This is a genomic window from Stenotrophomonas sp. VV52 (genome assembly GCF_002893095.1).
GTDB classification, from domain to species: domain Bacteria; phylum Pseudomonadota; class Gammaproteobacteria; order Xanthomonadales; family Xanthomonadaceae; genus Stenotrophomonas; species Stenotrophomonas aracearum.
In genome coordinates this window covers 561,007-579,322 of the sequence record NZ_PKQQ01000001.1, presented here as the reverse complement: position 1 = coordinate 579,322, position 18,316 = coordinate 561,007, and the positions used below count along the sequence as shown (strand labels likewise).

Annotated in this window: 17 protein-coding genes; 1 reads left to right on the top strand and 16 read right to left on the bottom strand. The window is 67.2% G+C overall.

What is annotated here, in order from left to right; genetic code table 11:
• Window positions 1-14: 14 nt before the first annotated feature.
• From C2U58_RS05045 to C2U58_RS04995, 11 genes are all read right to left on the bottom strand, one after another.
• Window positions 15-1,001 carry an AraC family transcriptional regulator gene (locus C2U58_RS05045; RefSeq protein ID WP_172448073.1) on the bottom strand — a complete coding sequence of 329 codons (987 nt, stop codon included), beginning with the start codon at window positions 999-1,001 and terminating at the stop codon, window positions 15-17.
• A gap of 472 nt (window positions 1,002-1,473) precedes the next feature.
• Entirely contained in the window at window positions 1,474-3,732 is a 2,259-nt protein-coding gene (locus C2U58_RS05040) for a PAS domain-containing protein (protein ID WP_102944817.1), read from the bottom strand.
• A 58-nt stretch (window positions 3,733-3,790) separates the two neighbouring features.
• Complete coding sequence (locus C2U58_RS05035) at window positions 3,791-6,160, bottom strand: Tex family protein (protein ID WP_102944816.1); 2,370 nt, start codon at window positions 6,158-6,160, stop codon at window positions 3,791-3,793.
• A 114-nt stretch (window positions 6,161-6,274) separates the two neighbouring features.
• Window positions 6,275-6,490, bottom strand: a complete 216-nt coding sequence (locus tag C2U58_RS05030; protein ID WP_102944815.1) for a hypothetical protein — start codon at window positions 6,488-6,490, stop codon at window positions 6,275-6,277.
• An 81-nt stretch (window positions 6,491-6,571) separates the two neighbouring features.
• Window positions 6,572-7,057, bottom strand: a complete 486-nt coding sequence (locus C2U58_RS05025) for a hypothetical protein (RefSeq protein WP_102944814.1) — start codon at window positions 7,055-7,057, stop codon at window positions 6,572-6,574.
• Complete coding sequence (phaC, locus tag C2U58_RS05020; protein WP_102944813.1) at window positions 7,036-8,103, bottom strand: class III poly(R)-hydroxyalkanoic acid synthase subunit PhaC; 1,068 nt, start codon at window positions 8,101-8,103, stop codon at window positions 7,036-7,038. The genes C2U58_RS05025 and phaC overlap by 22 nt, the downstream gene beginning before the upstream one ends.
• Window positions 8,100-9,062 carry a class III poly(R)-hydroxyalkanoic acid synthase subunit PhaE gene (gene phaE, locus C2U58_RS05015; RefSeq protein WP_102944812.1) on the bottom strand — a complete coding sequence of 321 codons (963 nt, stop codon included), beginning with the start codon at window positions 9,060-9,062 and terminating at the stop codon, window positions 8,100-8,102. Before phaE ends, phaC begins: the two co-directional genes overlap by 4 nt.
• Window positions 9,059-9,673 carry a CDP-alcohol phosphatidyltransferase family protein gene (locus C2U58_RS05010; RefSeq protein WP_102944811.1) on the bottom strand — a complete coding sequence of 205 codons (615 nt, stop codon included), beginning with the start codon at window positions 9,671-9,673 and terminating at the stop codon, window positions 9,059-9,061. Before C2U58_RS05010 ends, phaE begins: the two co-directional genes overlap by 4 nt.
• A gap of 222 nt (window positions 9,674-9,895) precedes the next feature.
• The gene (locus tag C2U58_RS05005; protein WP_070206263.1) at window positions 9,896-10,384 is read right to left on the bottom strand and encodes an 8-oxo-dGTP diphosphatase; all 489 of its coding nucleotides are present in this window, start codon (window positions 10,382-10,384) and stop codon (window positions 9,896-9,898) included.
• Window positions 10,385-10,388: 4 nt separating this feature from the next.
• Window positions 10,389-10,901, bottom strand: a complete 513-nt coding sequence (locus C2U58_RS05000; protein WP_102944810.1) for a DUF1249 domain-containing protein — start codon at window positions 10,899-10,901, stop codon at window positions 10,389-10,391.
• Between the two features lie 57 nt (window positions 10,902-10,958).
• On the bottom strand, window positions 10,959-11,780 hold the full coding sequence (locus C2U58_RS04995) for a pyruvate, water dikinase regulatory protein (RefSeq protein ID WP_070206265.1): 822 nt from the start codon (window positions 11,778-11,780) through the stop codon (window positions 10,959-10,961).
• A gap of 143 nt (window positions 11,781-11,923) precedes the next feature.
• On the opposite strand from C2U58_RS04995, the gene ppsA reads away from it, so the two are divergent.
• Window positions 11,924-14,302, top strand: a complete 2,379-nt coding sequence (ppsA, locus tag C2U58_RS04990) for a phosphoenolpyruvate synthase (protein ID WP_102944809.1) — start codon at window positions 11,924-11,926, stop codon at window positions 14,300-14,302.
• Window positions 14,303-14,341: 39 nt separating this feature from the next.
• Here the strand turns inward: ppsA and C2U58_RS04985 are convergent, their stop codons facing one another.
• From C2U58_RS04985 to mntR, 5 genes are all read right to left on the bottom strand, one after another.
• Window positions 14,342-15,454 carry an alkene reductase gene (locus C2U58_RS04985; protein ID WP_102944808.1) on the bottom strand — a complete coding sequence of 371 codons (1,113 nt, stop codon included), beginning with the start codon at window positions 15,452-15,454 and terminating at the stop codon, window positions 14,342-14,344.
• A gap of 252 nt (window positions 15,455-15,706) precedes the next feature.
• A complete protein-coding gene (locus tag C2U58_RS04980; RefSeq protein WP_102944807.1) occupies window positions 15,707-16,576 on the bottom strand; it encodes an EcsC family protein in 870 nt (289 codons plus the stop codon).
• Between the two features lie 112 nt (window positions 16,577-16,688).
• On the bottom strand, window positions 16,689-17,261 hold the full coding sequence (gene orn, locus C2U58_RS04975; RefSeq protein ID WP_102944806.1) for an oligoribonuclease: 573 nt from the start codon (window positions 17,259-17,261) through the stop codon (window positions 16,689-16,691).
• Between the two features lie 46 nt (window positions 17,262-17,307).
• A complete protein-coding gene (tadA, locus tag C2U58_RS04970; RefSeq protein ID WP_102944805.1) occupies window positions 17,308-17,832 on the bottom strand; it encodes a tRNA adenosine(34) deaminase TadA in 525 nt (174 codons plus the stop codon).
• Window positions 17,825-18,283: a manganese-binding transcriptional regulator MntR gene (gene mntR / locus C2U58_RS04965; RefSeq protein WP_102944804.1), complete on the bottom strand. Its 459-nt coding sequence runs from the start codon at window positions 18,281-18,283 to the stop codon at window positions 17,825-17,827. The genes tadA and mntR overlap by 8 nt, the downstream gene beginning before the upstream one ends.
• Window positions 18,284-18,316 lie beyond the last annotated feature (33 nt).

Sequence of the window (18,316 nt, the reverse complement as noted above, 5' to 3'; positions counted from 1 at the left end):
TTAGGCCGGCATGCTCAGCGCCGCCGCCCCGTGCCAGCAACGCCTGCCGCCGGTTTCGCGCCCACCGCCCGCGCCAGCTCCTGTGCCGGCTGCAGGTGGAACATGCGCGCGTACTGCGCCGCCATCCGGCCCAGGTCCCACACCCCGAAGCGCGAACAGATCCCGGTAACCGTGTCGCCGGGCTTGGCCGAACGCAATGCGCTGCGGATCGCGTGCAGGCGTTCGATCAGGTAGAAGTGGTGCGGCGCCATGCCGAACAGGTCGTCGAAGGCCCGGTTCAGCGAGCGCTGCGACGCCCCGACAGCGAAGGGGATGTCCGAGAACGCCGCCTCGCCGCGCAGGCTGCGCTGGATATGCTCCACCCCGCGCCGGACGATCTCCCGGCGCGGCAGCGGCGGGCGTCCCCGCCTGGCCACGCACGGTTCGGCGGCCGCACGCTGGTGACACTGCAACACGGCAGAGGTGAGCTGGGCCACGAAGGCCTGGCGCGGACCGTTCTCGGCGAACGCGTCCGGCCGCGCTTCGCGCACCTCGAATGCGCGCTGCACCAACGCACTGATGTGCCCGACCATGGCGGTGGTGGTGACGATATTCCGCGTGCGGTACAGCGTGTTCACGTCCAGCCCTTCGATCTCCGCGGCCTGCTCGAGCAGCACCCGTTCGGTGAAGTCGATCGCCAGGAAGGTGGCCGGTACCCGGGTGAAGCCCTGAAGCTCCACCCGCGGTGCCAGCCAGGTAAAGCCGTCGTCGCCCACGCGCTGGCCATCCAGTTCGGTCTGGCTGCCCGGCAACGAAAGGTAGGCACCAAAGCGCCCTTCATGCGGCGCGCCACGGTACAGCACCGGGGCGCCGTCCATGCCATGCAGCAGGGTGAGTTCACCAAGCTCCAGCACATTCAACAGCCACGGACCATCGCCGTGACCGGTCACCCGCATCTCGCCGTCGATTCCGTCGACAGAATTTGAATATGCCTCGAAGTCCGGGAAATTCAGGGCAGGCATGTCTTCCATATGTACTTTTAAATAATCAGGAGGCGATGGCGGGGGCTTTCGTCCTGAGCACCGCGGCGCGGGCGGGACCCACTTTACGACACGTGAAGAGGTGCGTGCACACCTAAAGGTCATGCCGAATTTGCGCGTATTTGGCAAACTTTACGTAGCGGCGGCGAATAGCGGGCAGTAAGAATTCACCTGCCTCGCGACGGGGCGTTGGACGGTGGGGACTGTTCGACGCCTCGTTGCAGGGCGGTTATCTCGAAGTATCTTCTGCAGCCGAGATCGGAGGGCGGACCATACCGCACCGAATCTGGCGTGGATACTGCCAGAGTGATAACCCGTGCACGCTTTAACATGAATCCGACACCAATCAATTACCGCAGCCGAATATGCTGCGGGAAGGTATCGACCGCTGCACCGCGTGCTTGAGTACCGTCGAACGTACGGCGCGGCGTGGATCCTGACTGGTTAAGCCCGATCAGCCTGGACCGCCTTCGCTGCTCTCGATGTCCAGGTCGCCGTCGCCCGGGTCCAGCGGATCCGGGCCGCCGTGCACCGGCGCTTCGACCTGCACGTTGTTCCTGCCCAGGGCCTTGGCCCGGTAGCACTGCGCGTCGGCGGCAGCTACCGCTGCGTCCACGCTCATGCCGCCGCTGATCGCGGCGATGCCGATGCTGGTGCCCACCACCAGCCGATCCACGCTCCACGGCACGCTCAGGTTGCGAACCGCTTCGAGCAGGTCGCTGGCAATCCGCCGTGCCCGCCGCAGCGAGCACCCGGCCAGGATCACCGCGAATTCGTCGCCACCCAGCCGCGCCACCACGTCCGAGTCGCGCACGCCGTTGCGCAGCACGGTGGCCACGGCCCACAACATCGCGTCGCCGGCCAGATGGCCGTGGGTGTCGTTGATCGGCTTGAAGTTGTCCAGGTCGAGGAACATCAGCGAGGCCGACTGCCCGGTACGGGCGACCCGGGTAATGGCCTCCTGCAGGTGCGCCTCGAAGCCGCGCCGGTTGCTCAGTTCTGTCAGCGGGTCCACTTCGGCCAGGTGTCGCGCTTCGCGCTGACGGGCGCGCTGCTGGGTCACGTCGCGGATCACCCAGACCGCGCCGCTGACCTGTCCACTGCTGTCCTGCAGCCAGGCGCGGGTCACGTCCACCGGCAGCAGGCGCGCGCCTACCGACAGCAGCAGGTCCGAATGCAGGTCCACCGCGTTGCTGTCCGGGTCCATCAGCACCGCCAGGTCCAGCGGCGAACGCGGCGCGTACTCGGTAGTGAGTTCCATCACTTCCTGGACCTGGCTGCCGGTCAGCGGTGTAGCACCCTCCCCGGCCAGCGCGCGGGTGGCGGCTGCGTTGGCGTACTGGATCTGGCCCTGCAGGTCCAGGGTGAGCACCATGTCGGCGACCGCATCGAGAGTGACCCGGGTACGCTGTTCGGAGTCACGCAGCTGCTGGCCACTGACCCGCTGCGCGGTCACGTCCTGGATCTGCGATACGAAATGCAGCGGCTCGCCGTGCGGGGCGCGCACCAGCGACACGGACAGGCGGCCCCAGACCACGTTGCCGCCCTTGCCCAGGTAGCGCTTGTCCATGTGGTAGTGGTCGCGCCGGCTGGCCAGCAGGTCGCCCACCAGCGCAAGATCGGTGTTCAGGTCGTCCGGGTGGGTCAGGGTCTGGAAGTCGATCTCGAGCAGTTCGGCTCGGGTGTATCCGAGGATGCCGCACAGTGCGTCGTTCACATCCAGCCAGCGCCCTTCCAGCGACACCAGCGCCATGCCGAGCGCCGCGGAATTGAACGCACCGGCGAATTTTTCGGCGGCCACGAAGGCCTGCTCGCGCACTTCCAGCAGCGGCGTGATGTCCACCGCCATGCCGACATAACCCATGCGTTGGCCATTGCCCGAATCGAGCGGGCTGATCGAGAGCCGCACCTGGCGATGCTCGCCGTCCTTGCGCACGAAGGTCCACTGGTGCGACCAGGTGCCGTGCGCGGCATGGGCAGTCAGTGCCTCGAACACCGTCGGCAGGCGGCCGTCCGCATCCGCAAGCGGCCGCAGGAAATCCTGGACTTCATGCACGTCATGGAACAGGCCCGGATTGACCCGGCCGATCACCTCGTCCGCGCGGAACCCCAACAGCTTTTCCGCGCCGCTGTTGAACAGGTTGATGACCCCTGCCGTATCGGTCGCGATGACCGCCACCTCGTCGGACGCATCGACCACCGCCTGCAGGCGCTGGCGCATGTCGGCGGCGTCTTCCAGCGCGTTCTGCAGGTCGCTTACGTCGGCGTGTGCGCCCGCCATCCGCAGCGGTTGGCCGTGCGCGTCCCATTCGTAGACGCGGCCGCGATCCTGCACCCAGATCCAGTGGCCCTGCTTGTGGCGCATGCGGCACAAGCTGTCGTAGTGCGGCGAGCGCCCTTCCAGGTGCTCGCGCAGCAGTGCATTGGAGCAGGCCAGGTCGTCGGGGTGGACCAGGTGATAGAAGGTCTCGGGGGTAATCGGTGCCAGTTCGTCGCGGATGTACCCCACGATCTGCGCCCAGCGCTCGTTGACCCACATCTGGCCGGTCTGGCAGTTCCACTCCCAGGTGCCCATCGCGGTGCCGTCGATGATCATTTCCAGGCGCCGGTGCTGCTCGGTCATCTCGCGCAACGCACGCGCCAGCGCGGCGCTGCCATCGCTGGCTGCATCGCCCTGGACCGGACCGCCCTGTTCCGCCTGGTGATCTGTCATCTCGTCTCCCGCCGCCGGTACAGCGTACCGGTATTCAGCGGGAAACGGGGGGAGGCGCTCAGCCGCCGCGCTTGGCCTTGGCGAAGGCCTCGGCCAGCGCATTGTTGGCCGGCGGCGCGCTGCTGCCCGGGCGCGGGCCGGACGGGGCGCCGCGGCCGCCACCCGGACGACCGCCACCACCGTCGCGCCGGCCTGCACCGGCCGGGCGTGCGTCGCGCTCGCCGGGGGCCTTGGCCGGGGCCGGGGTGTCGTCCAGGCGCCGGGTCAGGGCGATCCGCTTGCGCGCCACGTCCACCTCCAGCACCTTGACCTTGACGATGTCGCCGGCCTTGACCACGTCGCGCGGGTCCTTGACGTAGGTGTCGGACAACGCCGAGATGTGGATCAGCCCATCCTGGTGCACGCCGATGTCGACGAACGCGCCGAACGCGGCCACGTTGCTGACCACGCCTTCCAGGATCATGCCCGGCTTGAGGTCCTTGATCTCCTCGACGCCTTCGGCGAAGCGCGCGGCCTTGAACTCCGGACGCGGGTCGCGGCCCGGCTTCTCCAGCTCCTTGAGGATGTCGCGCACGGTCGGCACGCCGAAGGTGGCGTCGGTGAACTGCTCGGCCTTCAGCCCGCGCAGGAAGCTGCCGTCGCCGATCAGCGCCTTGATCGGGCGTTCGGTGGCGGCCACGATCCGCTCCACCACCGGGTAGGCTTCCGGGTGCACCGAGGACGCATCCAGCGGCTGGTCGCCGTCGGCGATGCGCAGGAACCCGGCACACTGCTCGAAGGTCTTGTCGCCCAGGCGCGGCACCTTGAGCAGGTCCTTGCGGCGCTTGAACGGACCGTTTTCGTCACGGTGGCGGACGATGTTCTCGGCCACGGTCGAAGACAGGCCCGACACGCGCGAGAGCAGCGCGGCCGAGGCGGTGTTGACGTGCACGCCGACCGCGTTGACGCAGTCTTCCACCCGCGCGTCCAGCGCGCGCGCCAGGCGGTACTGGTCGACGTCATGCTGGTACTGGCCCACGCCGATGGCCTTGGGTTCGATCTTGACCAGCTCGGCCAGCGGGTCCTGCAGGCGCCGCGCGATCGACACCGCGCCACGGATCGAGACGTCCAGGTCCGGGAACTCCTTTGCCGCGAATTCGGAGGCTGAGTACACCGACGCGCCGGCTTCACTGACCACGATCTTCTGCAGCTTGGCCTCGCCCAGCGCCTGGATCACTTCACCGGCCAGCTTGTCGGTCTCGCGGCTGGCGGTACCGTTGCCGATCGCGATCAGTTCCACGTTGTGCTTCATGCACAGCTGGCGGATGGTAGCCAGCGACTGGTCCCACTGGCGGCGCGGTTCGTGCGGGTAGATGGTATCGGTGGCGACCAGCTTGCCGGTGGCGTCGACCACGGCGATCTTGCAGCCGGTGCGGATGCCGGGGTCCAACCCGAGCACGGTCTTCGGCCCGGCCGGCGCGGCCAGCAGCAGGTCCTTGAGGTTGTCGCCGAACACGCTGATGGCTTCTGCTTCGGCCTTTTCGCGCGCCTGGTTGAACAGGTCCAGCAGCAGGTGCATGTGCAGCTTGGCGCGCCAGGTCAGGCGGCAGGCGTCGAGCAGCCAGCGGTCGCCGGGGCGGCCGGCGTCACGGATGCCGGCCTTGAACGCCACGCGGCCTTCGGCGTACACGTGGCCGGCCTCGGCATCGCTGCCCGGGTCCAGTTCCAGGAACAGGATGTCTTCGCGGCGCGCGCGGAACAGCGCCAGCAGGCGGTGCGAGGGAATCTTCGCCAGCGACTCGGCATGTTCGAAGTAGTCGCGGTACTTGGCGCCCTGCTCTTCCTTGCCTTCGGCCACGCGCGCGCGGATCACGCCGTTGTCGCCCAGCCAGGCACGCAGTTCGCCGACCAGCGCGGCGTCTTCGCCCCAGCGCTCCATCAGGATCGCGCGGGCGCCTTCCAGCGCGGCCTTGGCATCGGCCACGCCCTTCTCGGCGTCGACGAACCCGGCCCCGAACACCTGCGGGTCCAGGGTCGGATCGGCCAGCAGGCCGTCGGCCAGCGGCTCCAGCCCGGCCTCGCGGGCGATCTGGGCGCGGGTGCGGCGCTTGGGCTTGTACGGCAGGTACAGGTCTTCCAGGCGCGACTTGGTGTCGGCGCCCAGGATGTCGTTGCGCAGTTCGTCGCTGAGCTTGCCCTGCTCGTCGATGCTGGCCAGCACGGCCGCGCGGCGGTCTTCCAGCTCGCGCAGGTAGGTCAGGCGGGTTTCCAGGTTGCGCAGCTGGGTGTCGTCCAGCCCGCCGGTGACTTCCTTGCGGTAGCGCGCGATGAACGGAACGCTGGCGCCCTCGTCGAGCAGCGCGATGGCGGCCTGCGCCTGCGCCGTCTGGGCGCCGATTTCAACGGCGATGGTATGGGCGATCTGCTGGGCGAGCTTGAGGTCTGGCATTGCGTCCGGCCGAAGCCACTATGCGGAAAACACCGATTGTGGCAACGCTGGGCGGCGGGGGAAACCCGTTGACATTGCCAGACCCGGTAGGTACCGACCGTGGGTCGTTACGCCTCAGCGGTAGTGGCGGGCCGCGCGCAGCTTCGCGGCGTCGTCGTTGAGCGACTCCAGCGCCATCACCCGGACCCTGCCCAGGCCCTGCAGCTCCATGAAGCGCTCGGTGTAGATCTCGGGGCCGATGTCTGTTTCGGCCTGCGACTTGCTGAATCCGTGGGGCACCAGGCCCTTGTCGCCATCCTTGCTACCACCGACATAAAGAACGATTGCCATGTGATGTGTTCCTCCAGAAACGTCATGCATGTCCAACAGGTCACAGCTTAGCGTGGCCAACCTGACTGGTGTGTCAGGAGGCTAATGACCTTTGCTTTCATGCAGATGACGCCGCGTGGGCCACCAGCCGTGGCCGTTCAGCGCGTACAGGTCGGCCGCGCGCTCGAACGGATTGCGTGCGCTGACCCCGCCGCACAGCAGGTACACCGGCAGGTAGAACGGGCCCAGCACCAGGTACTGGAAGACGTGGGCGCGTTCATGGTCGTGCAGGGAGATCACCGGCTCGGTGCAGTGCCCGGCCTGGTGCGCGTAGGTGCGGCACGGCACCTCCAGGCGCGGGCCGGTGTGCAGGATCACGTTGCCCAGGGTGATCGCCCCGCCCGGGCCCCAGGGATACTCGCGGAACACCAGCGCGCAGTCGCGGCGGCTCCAGTACGGGCGGGCGCCGGCCAGCATGCCGAACAGACCGCCGATCACGCCGATCAGGGTATTGGGCACGGTCCAGACCGCGCCCAGTGCCTGCAGCGCGCGCAGCGCGGTTGGATTCAGGTGCGTTCGGCCAGCCATGCCGAAATGGTACCCGGCACTTCGCGCTGCGCGCGGCCGGAGACATAGATGCCGATGTGGCCGCCGCGGAAACTGCTCTCGGTGTAGTCGTCGCTGCCGATCCGGTCCTTCATCGCGCGTGACGCATCCGGCGGCACCAGGTGGTCCTGCTCGGCGTAGATGTTCAGCACCGGCAGCGTGACCTGGCGCAGGTCCACGTGTTCTTCGCCGATCCGCACGCCGTCGTGCATCAGGCCATTGCCCTGGTAGAACTGCTTGATGAAGTCACGGAACGCTTCGCCGGCCAGGTCGGGCGAGTCGAAGATCCACTTCTCCATGCGCAGGAAATCCTGCAGCGCGGCCTTGTCGTCGAGGATGTCGAGCAGGCCCACGTACTTCTGGATGTTGAGCCGGAACGGCTTGAGCATCAGGTAACTGGCGTTCATCAGGTCGGCCGGGATGTTGCCCAGCGTGTCCACCAGCAGGTCCACGTCCACCTGCCGCGCCCAGTGCGAAAGCATGTTGTCCGGGGTCTGGAAGTCGACCGGCGTGACCATGGTGATCAGGTTGGCCAGCTTGGGCTGGCGCAGCGCGGCGTAGCACAGCGCGAACACGCCGCCCTGGCAGACACCCAGCATGTTGATCGGCGCGCCGTCGTTGGCCGCGACCAGATGGTCCACCGCGCCGTCGACGAAGCGCAGCAGGTAGTCTTCCAGGGTCTGGTAGCGCTCGGAACGGTCCGGGTAGCCCCAATCGAGCACGTACACGTCGTGGCCGAGTGCCAGCAGGCGCTGCACCAGCGAACGGTCGGCCTGCAGGTCGACCATGTACGGGCGGTTGACCAGCGCGTAGACGATCAGCACCGGCGTGCGCTGTACCGGCGTTTCTTCGCCGACGAAGCGGTACAGGGTCACCTTGCCGTCGCGCCAGACTTCCTCGCGCGCGGTGGCGCCGTAGTCCACGTCTTCGACCGAGGGCAGAAGCTTCAGCCCGTCCATCAGCTTGCGCTGCATGGACAGGGTTTCCTGCAGGAGGTCTTCGGCGTTGAACCCCAGCGGTCCCTTCATGGCGCGGCCTTGCGGGCGCTCGTCGCTTTCTTCGGCGTCGCCTTCTTCGGCTTCGCCGCTACGGCCGGTTCCGGCGCGGCCTTGGCCGCCATGCGCCTTACCAGCCGCTCCAGCTCGGTGATGCGCCGATGCGCGGCATCCATTTCGGTGCGGGTCGGCAGGCCGAACGCTTCGCACAGCCGTTCCACTTCCTGCTGCGCGGCGCTGCGAAGGCGCATCTGGGCATTGCCCAGCGATGCGTACACCTTCTGGAACGGCTCGGACATGGCGACCTTGGCGTAGGCGTCTTCGGCCGCCTCGATCCATAGGTCGAACATCGCGCGCGCACTGGTCAGCTGGTTGCCCGGCTGCTCGTGCTCGGCCAGTCGCTGCTCGAACAGGGCGAACGCGTCGTCCAGCGCCTTTTTGATCTGGTCCACGTAGTCGCTGGCGTGGCCCTGGAATTCCTGCTGGGCGCGCAGCAGCGCCTGCCAGCGCGCCTGATGCTCGCGGCCGGGGCCGAACGCCGGGCTCTGCAGCCACGGACCGAGGTCCTGCTGCAGGCGTTCCAGCAGCGCCAGCAGGTCCGGGCCGCCGGGCTGGGTATGCCCGCGTGCGCCCTGCAGCATCCACTTCAACAGGCCGTCGCCCTGCCCTTCCACCGCGTTGCGCCAGGCCTGGGCGATATCGGCACTGCTGGCGTCCTGGCCGGCGAACTGCGCGGCCACCTGCTGCATGGTGCCGTACCAGCCACCGGCCTGCTCGCGGAACCGATGCACGGCGTCTTCCGACTGCCGGTTGCCCGGGCTGGACATCAGCTGCGCCCAGCCGTCGATGGCCTGCTGCCAGCCACCCGGAGCGCCAGGCCCGCCGGCACCGGGGGCGGCCGCGTGGCGCAGCGCGTCGCCCCAGGCGCTGAAGTACTGGCGCGCCAGTGCCTCGAAGTCGCCCGCGTCGTGCCCGCTGCCGGCCGTGCTCATGGCTTGGGAATGCGCAGGGTCTTGCTGATCATCAGCGACCCGGACAGGGCGAACAGCAGCACCAGCGGGTGCAGCTGCCACGGACCCAGCTGCCAGCGCCCCAGCCACAGGTCGTGACCGATCGCCCCCATGCTGGCGGCAACGGCCAGCACCACCACCAGCGCCAGGCTGGTCGGAATCGGCGTGCCTTCGAAGTACGGCACCTTGTCGCCCTCGCCGGCCAGCGCCTCGGCGGTGACGTTGTAGCGGGCCAGGCGGCTCACGCCGCAGCACACGAAGTAGCTCAGCACCAGCCAGTCCCAGCCGCCCTGCATGCCGCAGGCATAGGCCAGCGCGGCCGGGGCCACGCCGAAGGAGATCACGTCCGAAAGCGAGTCCAGTTCGCGGCCCAGGGTCGAGCTGGACTTGCGCCAGCGCGCGATGCGCCCGTCCAGCGCGTCGAAGATGAAGGCCAGCGGGATCAGCGCCATGCCGAACAGCAGGTAGCTGCGCTCGCCGTCCTGCAGGAAGCGCATCGCCGCAAACACGGCGCCGGTGCCGCAGAACGCATTGGCCAGGGTGAACCAGTCGGCCAGCTGGAACTCGCGCAGCATCGTGAAGTGACGTTTCATGGAAGCTCGGGTGGCGGCAATACGGAAAGAGTACCGCGAGCGGGCCAAACCGCGACAGCCTTCACGGACAGGCGCGCCTTCGCATGGCACTCACACGGCGCTGACCGGCGGTGAATTTTTCTCCACCCATCTTGACAGCCATGGGCGATGGTCGCTGCCGGGTCTTATCCACAAACTTACGCACCGGTCATCCACACCCCCTGTGGATAACGCGGGGCTTTCCTACAGACGGGTATAGGACCAGCCCTGCATGACGCCATCACGATAGGGCATGACGCCATGGAACGGGCGCGGGTCTGCGTCGAACACCATCGGCAGGAACTGGCGGTCGCCCTCCCACAGCGGCAGGGTCTCCAGTTTGTCCACGTCCACCCATTCCAGGGTGCCTTCCGGGTTGGAGGTCAGCGGCGTGCCGGTGAAGTCGTCGATGACGAACACGAAGCCGAACCAGTCCTCGCCGGCCTTGCCGAACCCCGGCCAGCTGAGGGTGCCACGCAGGCGCATGGTGCCGCATTCGATGCCGGCCTCTTCCAGGATCTCGCGGCGCATGCCGGCGGCCACGTCCTCATCGCGCTCGACCTTGCCGCCCAAGCCGTTGTACTTGCCCAGGTGCTGGTCGCCGGGGCGGGCGTTGCGGTGGATCATCAAGGCCTGGCGGCCATCAGGGGACAGCACGTAGCCCAGGGTGGCCACGATCGGGGTATAGGGCATCAGGTCAACCGGCTATCTGGGCGCGACGGGCGTCGGAAGGTGCGGGGGCGGCGTCGCCATCCCGTTGCAGGGTGGCCACGCCGTGGCCGCGCTCGGCGAGGTATTCCAGCCACTTGCCCAGGAAGGTGTTCATGCGCATGCGGTGGCTGATCAGCTCGGCCGGCGGCGGGTACATGCCGACCACGTCCTGCCAGCGACGTCCCACGTAGCAGTGGGTGGTCTCGGCCTGGCGGGCGTCACGGTACAGCCGGACAAAGGCCGAGGGGTCCGGCTGCCCGGTGACCGGGTCGGCGAAATCGTAGGTCAGGCGCAGTTCCACGGTGTACGGGTGGCACTCGATCACGTCCAGGCGCACGTCCAGCCCGTCGCCGACCGAGGACACATAGCTGCCCGGCATCAGGTCGGCCGGCTCGAACAGCCGGACCAGGTGGCGGTAGTTTTCGGCGTACAGCCCCATCAGCCAGCTCAGGCGGCTGAGCCGGGGAATACGTTCGATGCGGGGCGATGCCTGGGCCATGTCTCGATCCTACACGTTGATCCTTCAACGTGGGGGCGGATTGCCACCGGTCAACCGTCAATACAGCTCGCGCTGCAACCCCAACGTGGTCAATACCTTGCTGGAAATCTCCTCGATCGAGGTATGGGTGGTGCTCAGGGTCGGGATGCGCTCCATCCGGAACATGGTCTCGGCCGCGGCGACCTCCCGCCGGCAGGTTTCCAGGTTGGCGTAGCGCGAATTGGGCCGGCGCTCCTGGCGGATCTGCTGCAGCCGGTCGGGGTCGATGGTCAGCCCGAACAGCTTTTTGCGGTAAGGCCGCAGCCGGGCTGGCAGGCGGTCCTGCTCCAGGTCCTCGTCGGTCAGCGGGTAATTGGCCGCGCGCACCCCGTAATGCAGGGCCAGGTAGATGCAGGTCGGGGTCTTGCCGGCCCGCGATACCGCTACCAGGATCACGTCGGCGTCGTCGTAGTTGATGGCGATCCCGTCGTCGTGGGTCAGCGCGAAGTTCATCGCGTTGATGCGGCGGTGGTAGGTCTCGAAGTCGACCATGCCGTGCGCCTGGCCGACCCGGGAATGGCGGTTGACCGCCAGTTCGCGCTCCAGCGGCTCGATGAAGGGGGCGAACACGTCGAGCATCAGCCCGCCGCTTTCGGCCAGGATCATGCTCAGGCCGCTGTCCACGCAGGAACTGACCACGATCGGCCGGACCTGGTAGCGCTCCCCCGCCGCCTTGATCCGTTCACAGGCTTCCCGCGCTTTTTCGGGGTCGTCTATGAACGACATCCGATCGGTGATGAAGCTGAATCCGGAGAACTGGGTGAGCAGGCTATGCCCAATGGTTTCAGCGGTGATACCGGTTCCATCGGATACGTAGAAGACCGGACGGATCGTCGACATATGGCGCTTAACCCCTCTGAAGCTGAAAAAGGCCGACGATACAAGCTTGTGCCGACGGCGGTCTGCCCGGCATCATATCGGCTTCTTCCTACGGACGTGGCCATTAAGCCCGCCTCGGGCGATGGCCAAACGGAGCATCGCGCTTGAACGAGAATATCCTGTGGTTGCACGAACTGCGCCTGGCCGACCTGGCCCGCGTAGGCGGCAAGAATTCGTCGCTTGGCGAAATGATCGGCAATCTTGCCGGTCTGGGGGTTTCTGTCCCCGGCGGTTACGCAACCACCGCTGAAGCCTTCAAGGACTTCATCGCACACAACGATCTTTCCAAGCGCATTTTCGACAAGCTGGCCACGCTGGACGTGGAAGATGTCGCCGCGCTCACCGCAGCCGGCAAGGAAATCCGCGGCTGGGTGATCGACGCCCCGCTGCAGCCGCAGCTGGACCAGGACATCCGCAGCGCATACAAGCAGCTGTGCGACGAGAACGGCGGCGGCGACGTGGCCGTGGCCGTGCGCTCCTCGGCCACCGCCGAAGACCTGCCCGACGCCTCGTTCGCCGGCCAGCAGGAAACCTTCCTCAACGTCACCGGTGCCGACGACGTCGTGCACAAGGTCAAGGAAGTGTTCGCCTCGCTCTACAACGACCGTGCCATCGCCTACCGCGTGCACCACGGGTTCAAGCACGAAGACGTGTTCCTGTCCTCGGGCGTGCAGCTGATGGTGCGCTCGGGCGTGGGTTCGTCCGGCGTGCTGTTCACCCTGGACACCGAGTCGGGCTTCCGCGACGTCGTGTTCGTGACCTCCAGCTTCGGCCTGGGCGAAATGGTCGTGCAGGGTGCGGTCAATCCGGACGAGTTCTACGTCTACAAGCCCACCCTGAACGCCGGCAAGCCGGCCATCCTGCGCCGCTCGCTGGGCAGCAAGGCGATCCGCATGGTCTATTCGGACGTGCCCGGTGAGCGCGTGCGCATCGAAGACACCCCGGTTGACCAGCGCAACACCTTCTCGATCAGCGACGAGGACGTGCAGGAACTGTCCAAGCAGGCGCTGATCATCGAAAAGCATTACGGCCGCCCGATGGACATCGAGTGGGCCAAGGACGGCGTGAGCGGCAAGCTGTTCATCGTGCAGGCGCGCCCGGAAACGGTGAAGTCGCGTGGCCACGCCACCCAGATCGAGCGTTTCGCGCTGAACCAGAAGGACGGCAAAGTGCTGGCCGAAGGCCGCGCCGTGGGTGCCAAGATCGGCGCCGGCGTGGCCCGCGTGGTCAAGTCGCTGGACGACATGGCCCGCGTGCAGCCGGGCGACGTGCTGATCGCCGACATGACCGATCCCGATTGGGAACCGGTGATGAAGCGCGCCTCGGCGATCGTGACCAACCGGGGTGGCCGTACCTGCCACGCAGCGATCATCGCGCGTGAGCTGGGCGTGCCGGCCGTGGTTGGTTCGGGCAACGCGACCCAGGTGCTGCAGGACGGCCAGGAAGTGACGGTCAGCTGCGCCGAGGGCGACACCGGCTTCATCTACGAAGGCAAGCTGGACTTCGAACGCACCACCACGGACCTGGGCAACATGCCGCCGGCGCCGCTGAAGATCATGATGAACGTGGCCAACCCGGAACGTGCATTCGACTTCGGCCAGCTGCCCAACGCCGGTATCGGCCTGGCCCGCCTGGAGATGATCATTGCCAGCCACATCGGCATCCATCCGAACGCGCTGCTGGAATACGACCGCCAGGATGCGGCCACGAAGAAGAAGATCGACGAGAAGATCGCCGGTTATGCCGACCCGGTGAGCTTCTACGTGAACCGCCTGGCCGAAGGCATCGCCACGCTGACCGCGTCGGTGGCACCGAACCCGGTGATCGTGCGCCTGTCGGACTTCAAGTCCAACGAGTACGCGAACCTGATCGGCGGCAGCAACTACGAGCCGCACGAAGAGAACCCGATGATCGGCTTCCGCGGCGCCAGCCGTTACGTCGACCCGAGCTTCTCGGCTGCCTTCGCGCTGGAGTGCAAGGCCGTGCTGCGCGTGCGCAACGAGATGGGCCTGGACAACCTGTGGGTCATGATTCCGTTCGTGCGCACGCTGGAAGAAGGCCGCAAGGTGGTCGAAGTGCTGGCGGCCAATGGCCTGAAGCAGGGCGAGAATGGCCTGAAGATCATCATGATGTGCGAAGTGCCGTCCAACGCACTGCTCGCCGATGAGTTCCTGGAGATCTTCGACGGCTTCTCGATCGGCTCCAACGACCTGACCCAGCTGACCCTGGGCCTGGACCGCGACTCGTCGATCGTGGCGCATCTGTTCGACGAGCGGAACCCGGCGGTGAAGAAGCTGCTGTCGCTGGCGATCAAGGCTGCGCGCGCCAAGGGCAAGTACGTGGGCATCTGCGGCCAGGGGCCGTCGGATCACCCGGACCTGGCCGAGTGGCTGATGCAGGAAGGCATCGAGTCGGTGTCGTTGAACCCGGACACCGTGGTCGATACCTGGCTGCGGTTGGCCAAGTTGAAGGCCAACAGCTGATAGCGAAAAACCCCGCCTAGGCGGGGTTTTTTGTTGGAGTTACGCCACCACGGAATCCGCCACCGGATAATCGGTGAACCCACCTTCCGCGCCTCCGAAGAACGTCGCCTTGTCTGGAACGTTCAATTCGAGACCCTGCTGCAACCGCTCCGGCAGGTCCGGGTTGGCAATGAACGGCCGGCCGAACCCGATCAGGTCGGCCCAGCCCTTGGCCAACGCTTCCTCCGCACGCTCCACGGTGTACTTGCCCGCATAGATCAACGTGCCGCGATACACCATGCGCAGTGCTTCCTTGAACGCCACCGGCATCACCGGGGCATCCTCCCAATCGGCTTCGGCAATGTGCAGGTAGCCCACGCCAATGCTGTCCAGGATGTGCGCGGCAGCCAGGTAGGTCGCCTGCGGGGTGTCGTCCACTGCGCCCTGCAGGGTGGTCAACGGCGCCAGACGCACGCCGACGCGCTCAGCACCTACTTCGGCAGCAACCGCTTCGGTGACCTCACGCAGGAACCGCAGGCGGTTCTGCAGCGAACCACCATAGGCGTCGGTGCGCTGGTTGGCCTGCGAGTCGATGAACTGGTTGATCAGGTAGCCATTGGCGCCGTGCAGTTCCACGCCATCAAACCCGGCTTCGATCGCACGGCGGGCGGCCAGTGCGTACTCGCGCACGATCTGCGGGATTTCGGCGATCTCCAGCGCACGCGGCATGGAGTGCTGGACCATCTCGCCCACCCCACCCTGCGGGCCGGTGCCGGCGACATCGACGAACACCTTCACGCCCTCGGCCTGCAGCGCCGAAGACGAGACCGGCGCGGCGCCGCCCGGCTGCAGGTCCACATGCGAGACGCGGCCGACATGCCAGAGCTGGGCGAAGATGCGCCCGCCGGCGGCATGCACAGCGTCGGTGACGCCGCGCCAGCCGGCGACCTGGGCGTCGTCGTGGATGCCCGGGGTCCAGGCATAGCCCTGCCCCTGCGGGCTGATCTGGGTGCCCTCGCTGACGATCAGGCCGGCCGAGGCGCGCTGGGCGTAGTACTCGGCCATCAGCGGGGTGGCGACGTTGCCGGCGGCGGCACGCGAGCGGGTCATCGGCGGCATCACGATACGGTTGGGCAGCGTGAGCGGGCCGAGGCGGTAGGGGGTGAAGAGCATGGGGGATCCTTGCGGGGAGACTGTGGCAAAGATGGGGATGGTGGCGGTCAGGGACCAGCCACATCAGGGCAAAACAGTTGTGCCGTGGGTGCAATGATCGCGGGTAGTTCTGGACACGCGTGGCGTGTCCCTACGCGGGAATGGTCGGCAGGCGGTCGCGACGTAGCGACACGCCATGCGTGTCCCAGGTGCAGCATCCGCAGCCGACGCATGGGCGCCGGATGAACCACGAGGGACACGCATGGCGTGTCGCTACGACTTCTGTCCGGCGAGAAGGTTGTAGGCGCTGCGCACTGTTTCGTAGCCGTACTGGCGTTCGAGGCGGCGCACGATGAAGTGGCCGCGTGCCATGTCCTGGTAGTAGTCGGTGAACATGGTGTTGAGCGTGGCGCCAGCCACCGCGCCGATGATCGGGACCGCCTGGGCGGCGAATTTCTCGGTGACCACCACGCCGAAGCGGGCGGCGACCTTTTCGACGATCTTGGCCAGCCACTTGCCGGCTTCCTTGGGGGTCAGCCCGATCATCACCCCACCGCCGCCGACTGCCGCGCCAGCGAGTTCGGCCGAGAGGTGGCGCATCACTTCGGCGGTGAAGCCGCGGGTGATGTAGTAGCCGGTTTCGCTGGCATCGTCCTGGCCCGAGTTGCCGCCCAGGGCGAACACTTCCAGGCAGGCGTGGCGGGTGCCCATCTCGGAAAGATCGAAGCCCTCGCTGCGGGCGACGTCGGCGACCGAACGCATCATGATCGTGGTCGAGACCGGCAGTTCCAGGAACAGCGCGGTGAAGCCGAAGGCACCGCCCAGCGCACCAGTGGCGGCGGCCGCGGCCTTGTGCCAGCGCGTGGACGCCTCCTTGCCGGGGGTGTTGTCCATGCTCCAGAGCGCGGCCTGCGCCGACTTGAACAGTGCCGCCTCGACCGCGCCGTGGATCCGCTTGGACACCGACTGCGGCAGCTTCTTCACCGCAAACTCGAGCGGTGAGCCGATCAGGTTGGCCATCTTGGCGGTGAGCGTGGGCGATTCGAGCAGCGCCACCGCCCGTTCGAGGTCGGCCCAGTCCTTGGAGGTGGGCACGATCTTCGCCTCGATGGGCGGCGGCAGGATGCGGACGATATGGCTCATCCGTCGACTATAACCCTGCGCGATTGAACGTGATGTCCGGTAGCGCCGGCCGTTGGCCGGCCCTCATGAACGTTGGCAGTATCCGGGGGCCGGCCAACGGCCGGCGCTACCGTTATGCCACCGGAAGGCCTGAGAGCGCGCCCATGAACTGGCGGTAATGGCGCAGTTCGGCGATCGAATCGTGCACGTCGCTCAGCGCGGTGTGGCTGGAGGTCTTGCCTACCCCGGCAGCCACGGTCGGCGCCCAGCGCCGTGCCAGTTCCTTGACCGTGGACACGTCCAGGTTGCGGTAATGGAAGTACTTTTCCAGGCGCGGCATTTCACGGTGCAGGAAACGGCGGTCCTGGCAGATCGAGTTGCCGCACATCGGCGAGGCGCCGGCCTTGATCCACTGGGCCAGGAAGTTCACGGTCTGGGCTTCGGCCTGGGCCAGGGTGACCTGGCTCTCCACCACGCGCTGCCACAGCCCGGAACGGCGGTGCTGGTTGCGGTTCCATTCGTCCATCGCTTCCAGCCGCTCCACCGGATGGTGGATGGCGAACTCCGGACCTTCGGCCAGCACGTTCAACTGCGCGTCGGTGACCACGGTGGCGATCTCGATGATCGCGTCGTTGTCGGTGTCCAGACCGGTCATTTCCAGGTCGATCCAGATCAGTCGTTCGCCTTCTGCGCCGTTGTCTGCCATGTTTTCCAGCCGTTTTTACGAAAGGGTGATGATACCGCGCGCGAGGTCAGGGAAGCAGCAGCGGCGGTTTGCCGCGCTTGGCGCGGAAATAGTTGGTCAGGCGCGTGCTGGCTTCCTTGGCCAACACCCCACCATGCAGTTCAACGCGGTGGTTGTGGCGCGGATCGCCGAGCAGGTCGAACACGCTGCCGCAGGCGCCGGTCTTGGGGTCGGTGGCCGCGTATACCAGCCGCGCCACGCGCGCATGCACTACCGCCATCGCGCACATCGCGCACGGCTCCAGGGTCACGTACAGGGTGCTGCCCAGCAGGCGGTGGTTGGCCAGCGCCCTGCCCGCCTGGCGCATCGCCACGATCTCGGCGTGGGCGCTGGGGTCGTGGTCGGCGATGTTGAGGTTCCAGCCCTCGCCCAGCACGCTGCCGTCGGCCCCGACCAGCACCGCGCCCACCGGAATTTCGTTGAACTCACGCTCGGCACGTTCGGCCAGGGCCAGCGCGTGCTGCATCCAGTGCTCGTCCTGGTCGTGCACCGGCACGCCCAGCGGCGGCGGCGCGGGCAGGCGTTCAACCATGGCCGTCGGCCTTGCGCACGAAGGCCTCGAAGGCGGCCAGGGTGGCCTCACTCACATGGTGCTCGATGCCTTCGGCATCACGGCGCGCCGAATCCGGGTCCACGCCCAGCGCCAGCAGGAAGCGCTCCACGGTCTGGTGGCGGGCACGCATCTCCACGGCCAGCTGCTCGCCGGCCGGGGTCAGGAACACGCCGCGGTACGGGCGCTGGATCGCCCAGCCCTCCTTGACCAGCCGCTTGAGCGCCTTGGCCACGGTCGGCTGTGCCACCCCGAGCCGGGTCGCGATATCGACCTGGCGGGCCTCGCGGCCGTCGGCGATCAGGTCGGCGATCAGCTCCACGTAGTCTTCCACCAGCTCCGAGCGCCGCGCCTCGCGCACCTGCACGAACCCTTCCACATGGACCTGGGCATCGATCAGCGGCGAGGACGATTTGCGGGCAGCGGGCGACATACGGACAGTTTACCGTAGTGACGGGCCATGCCC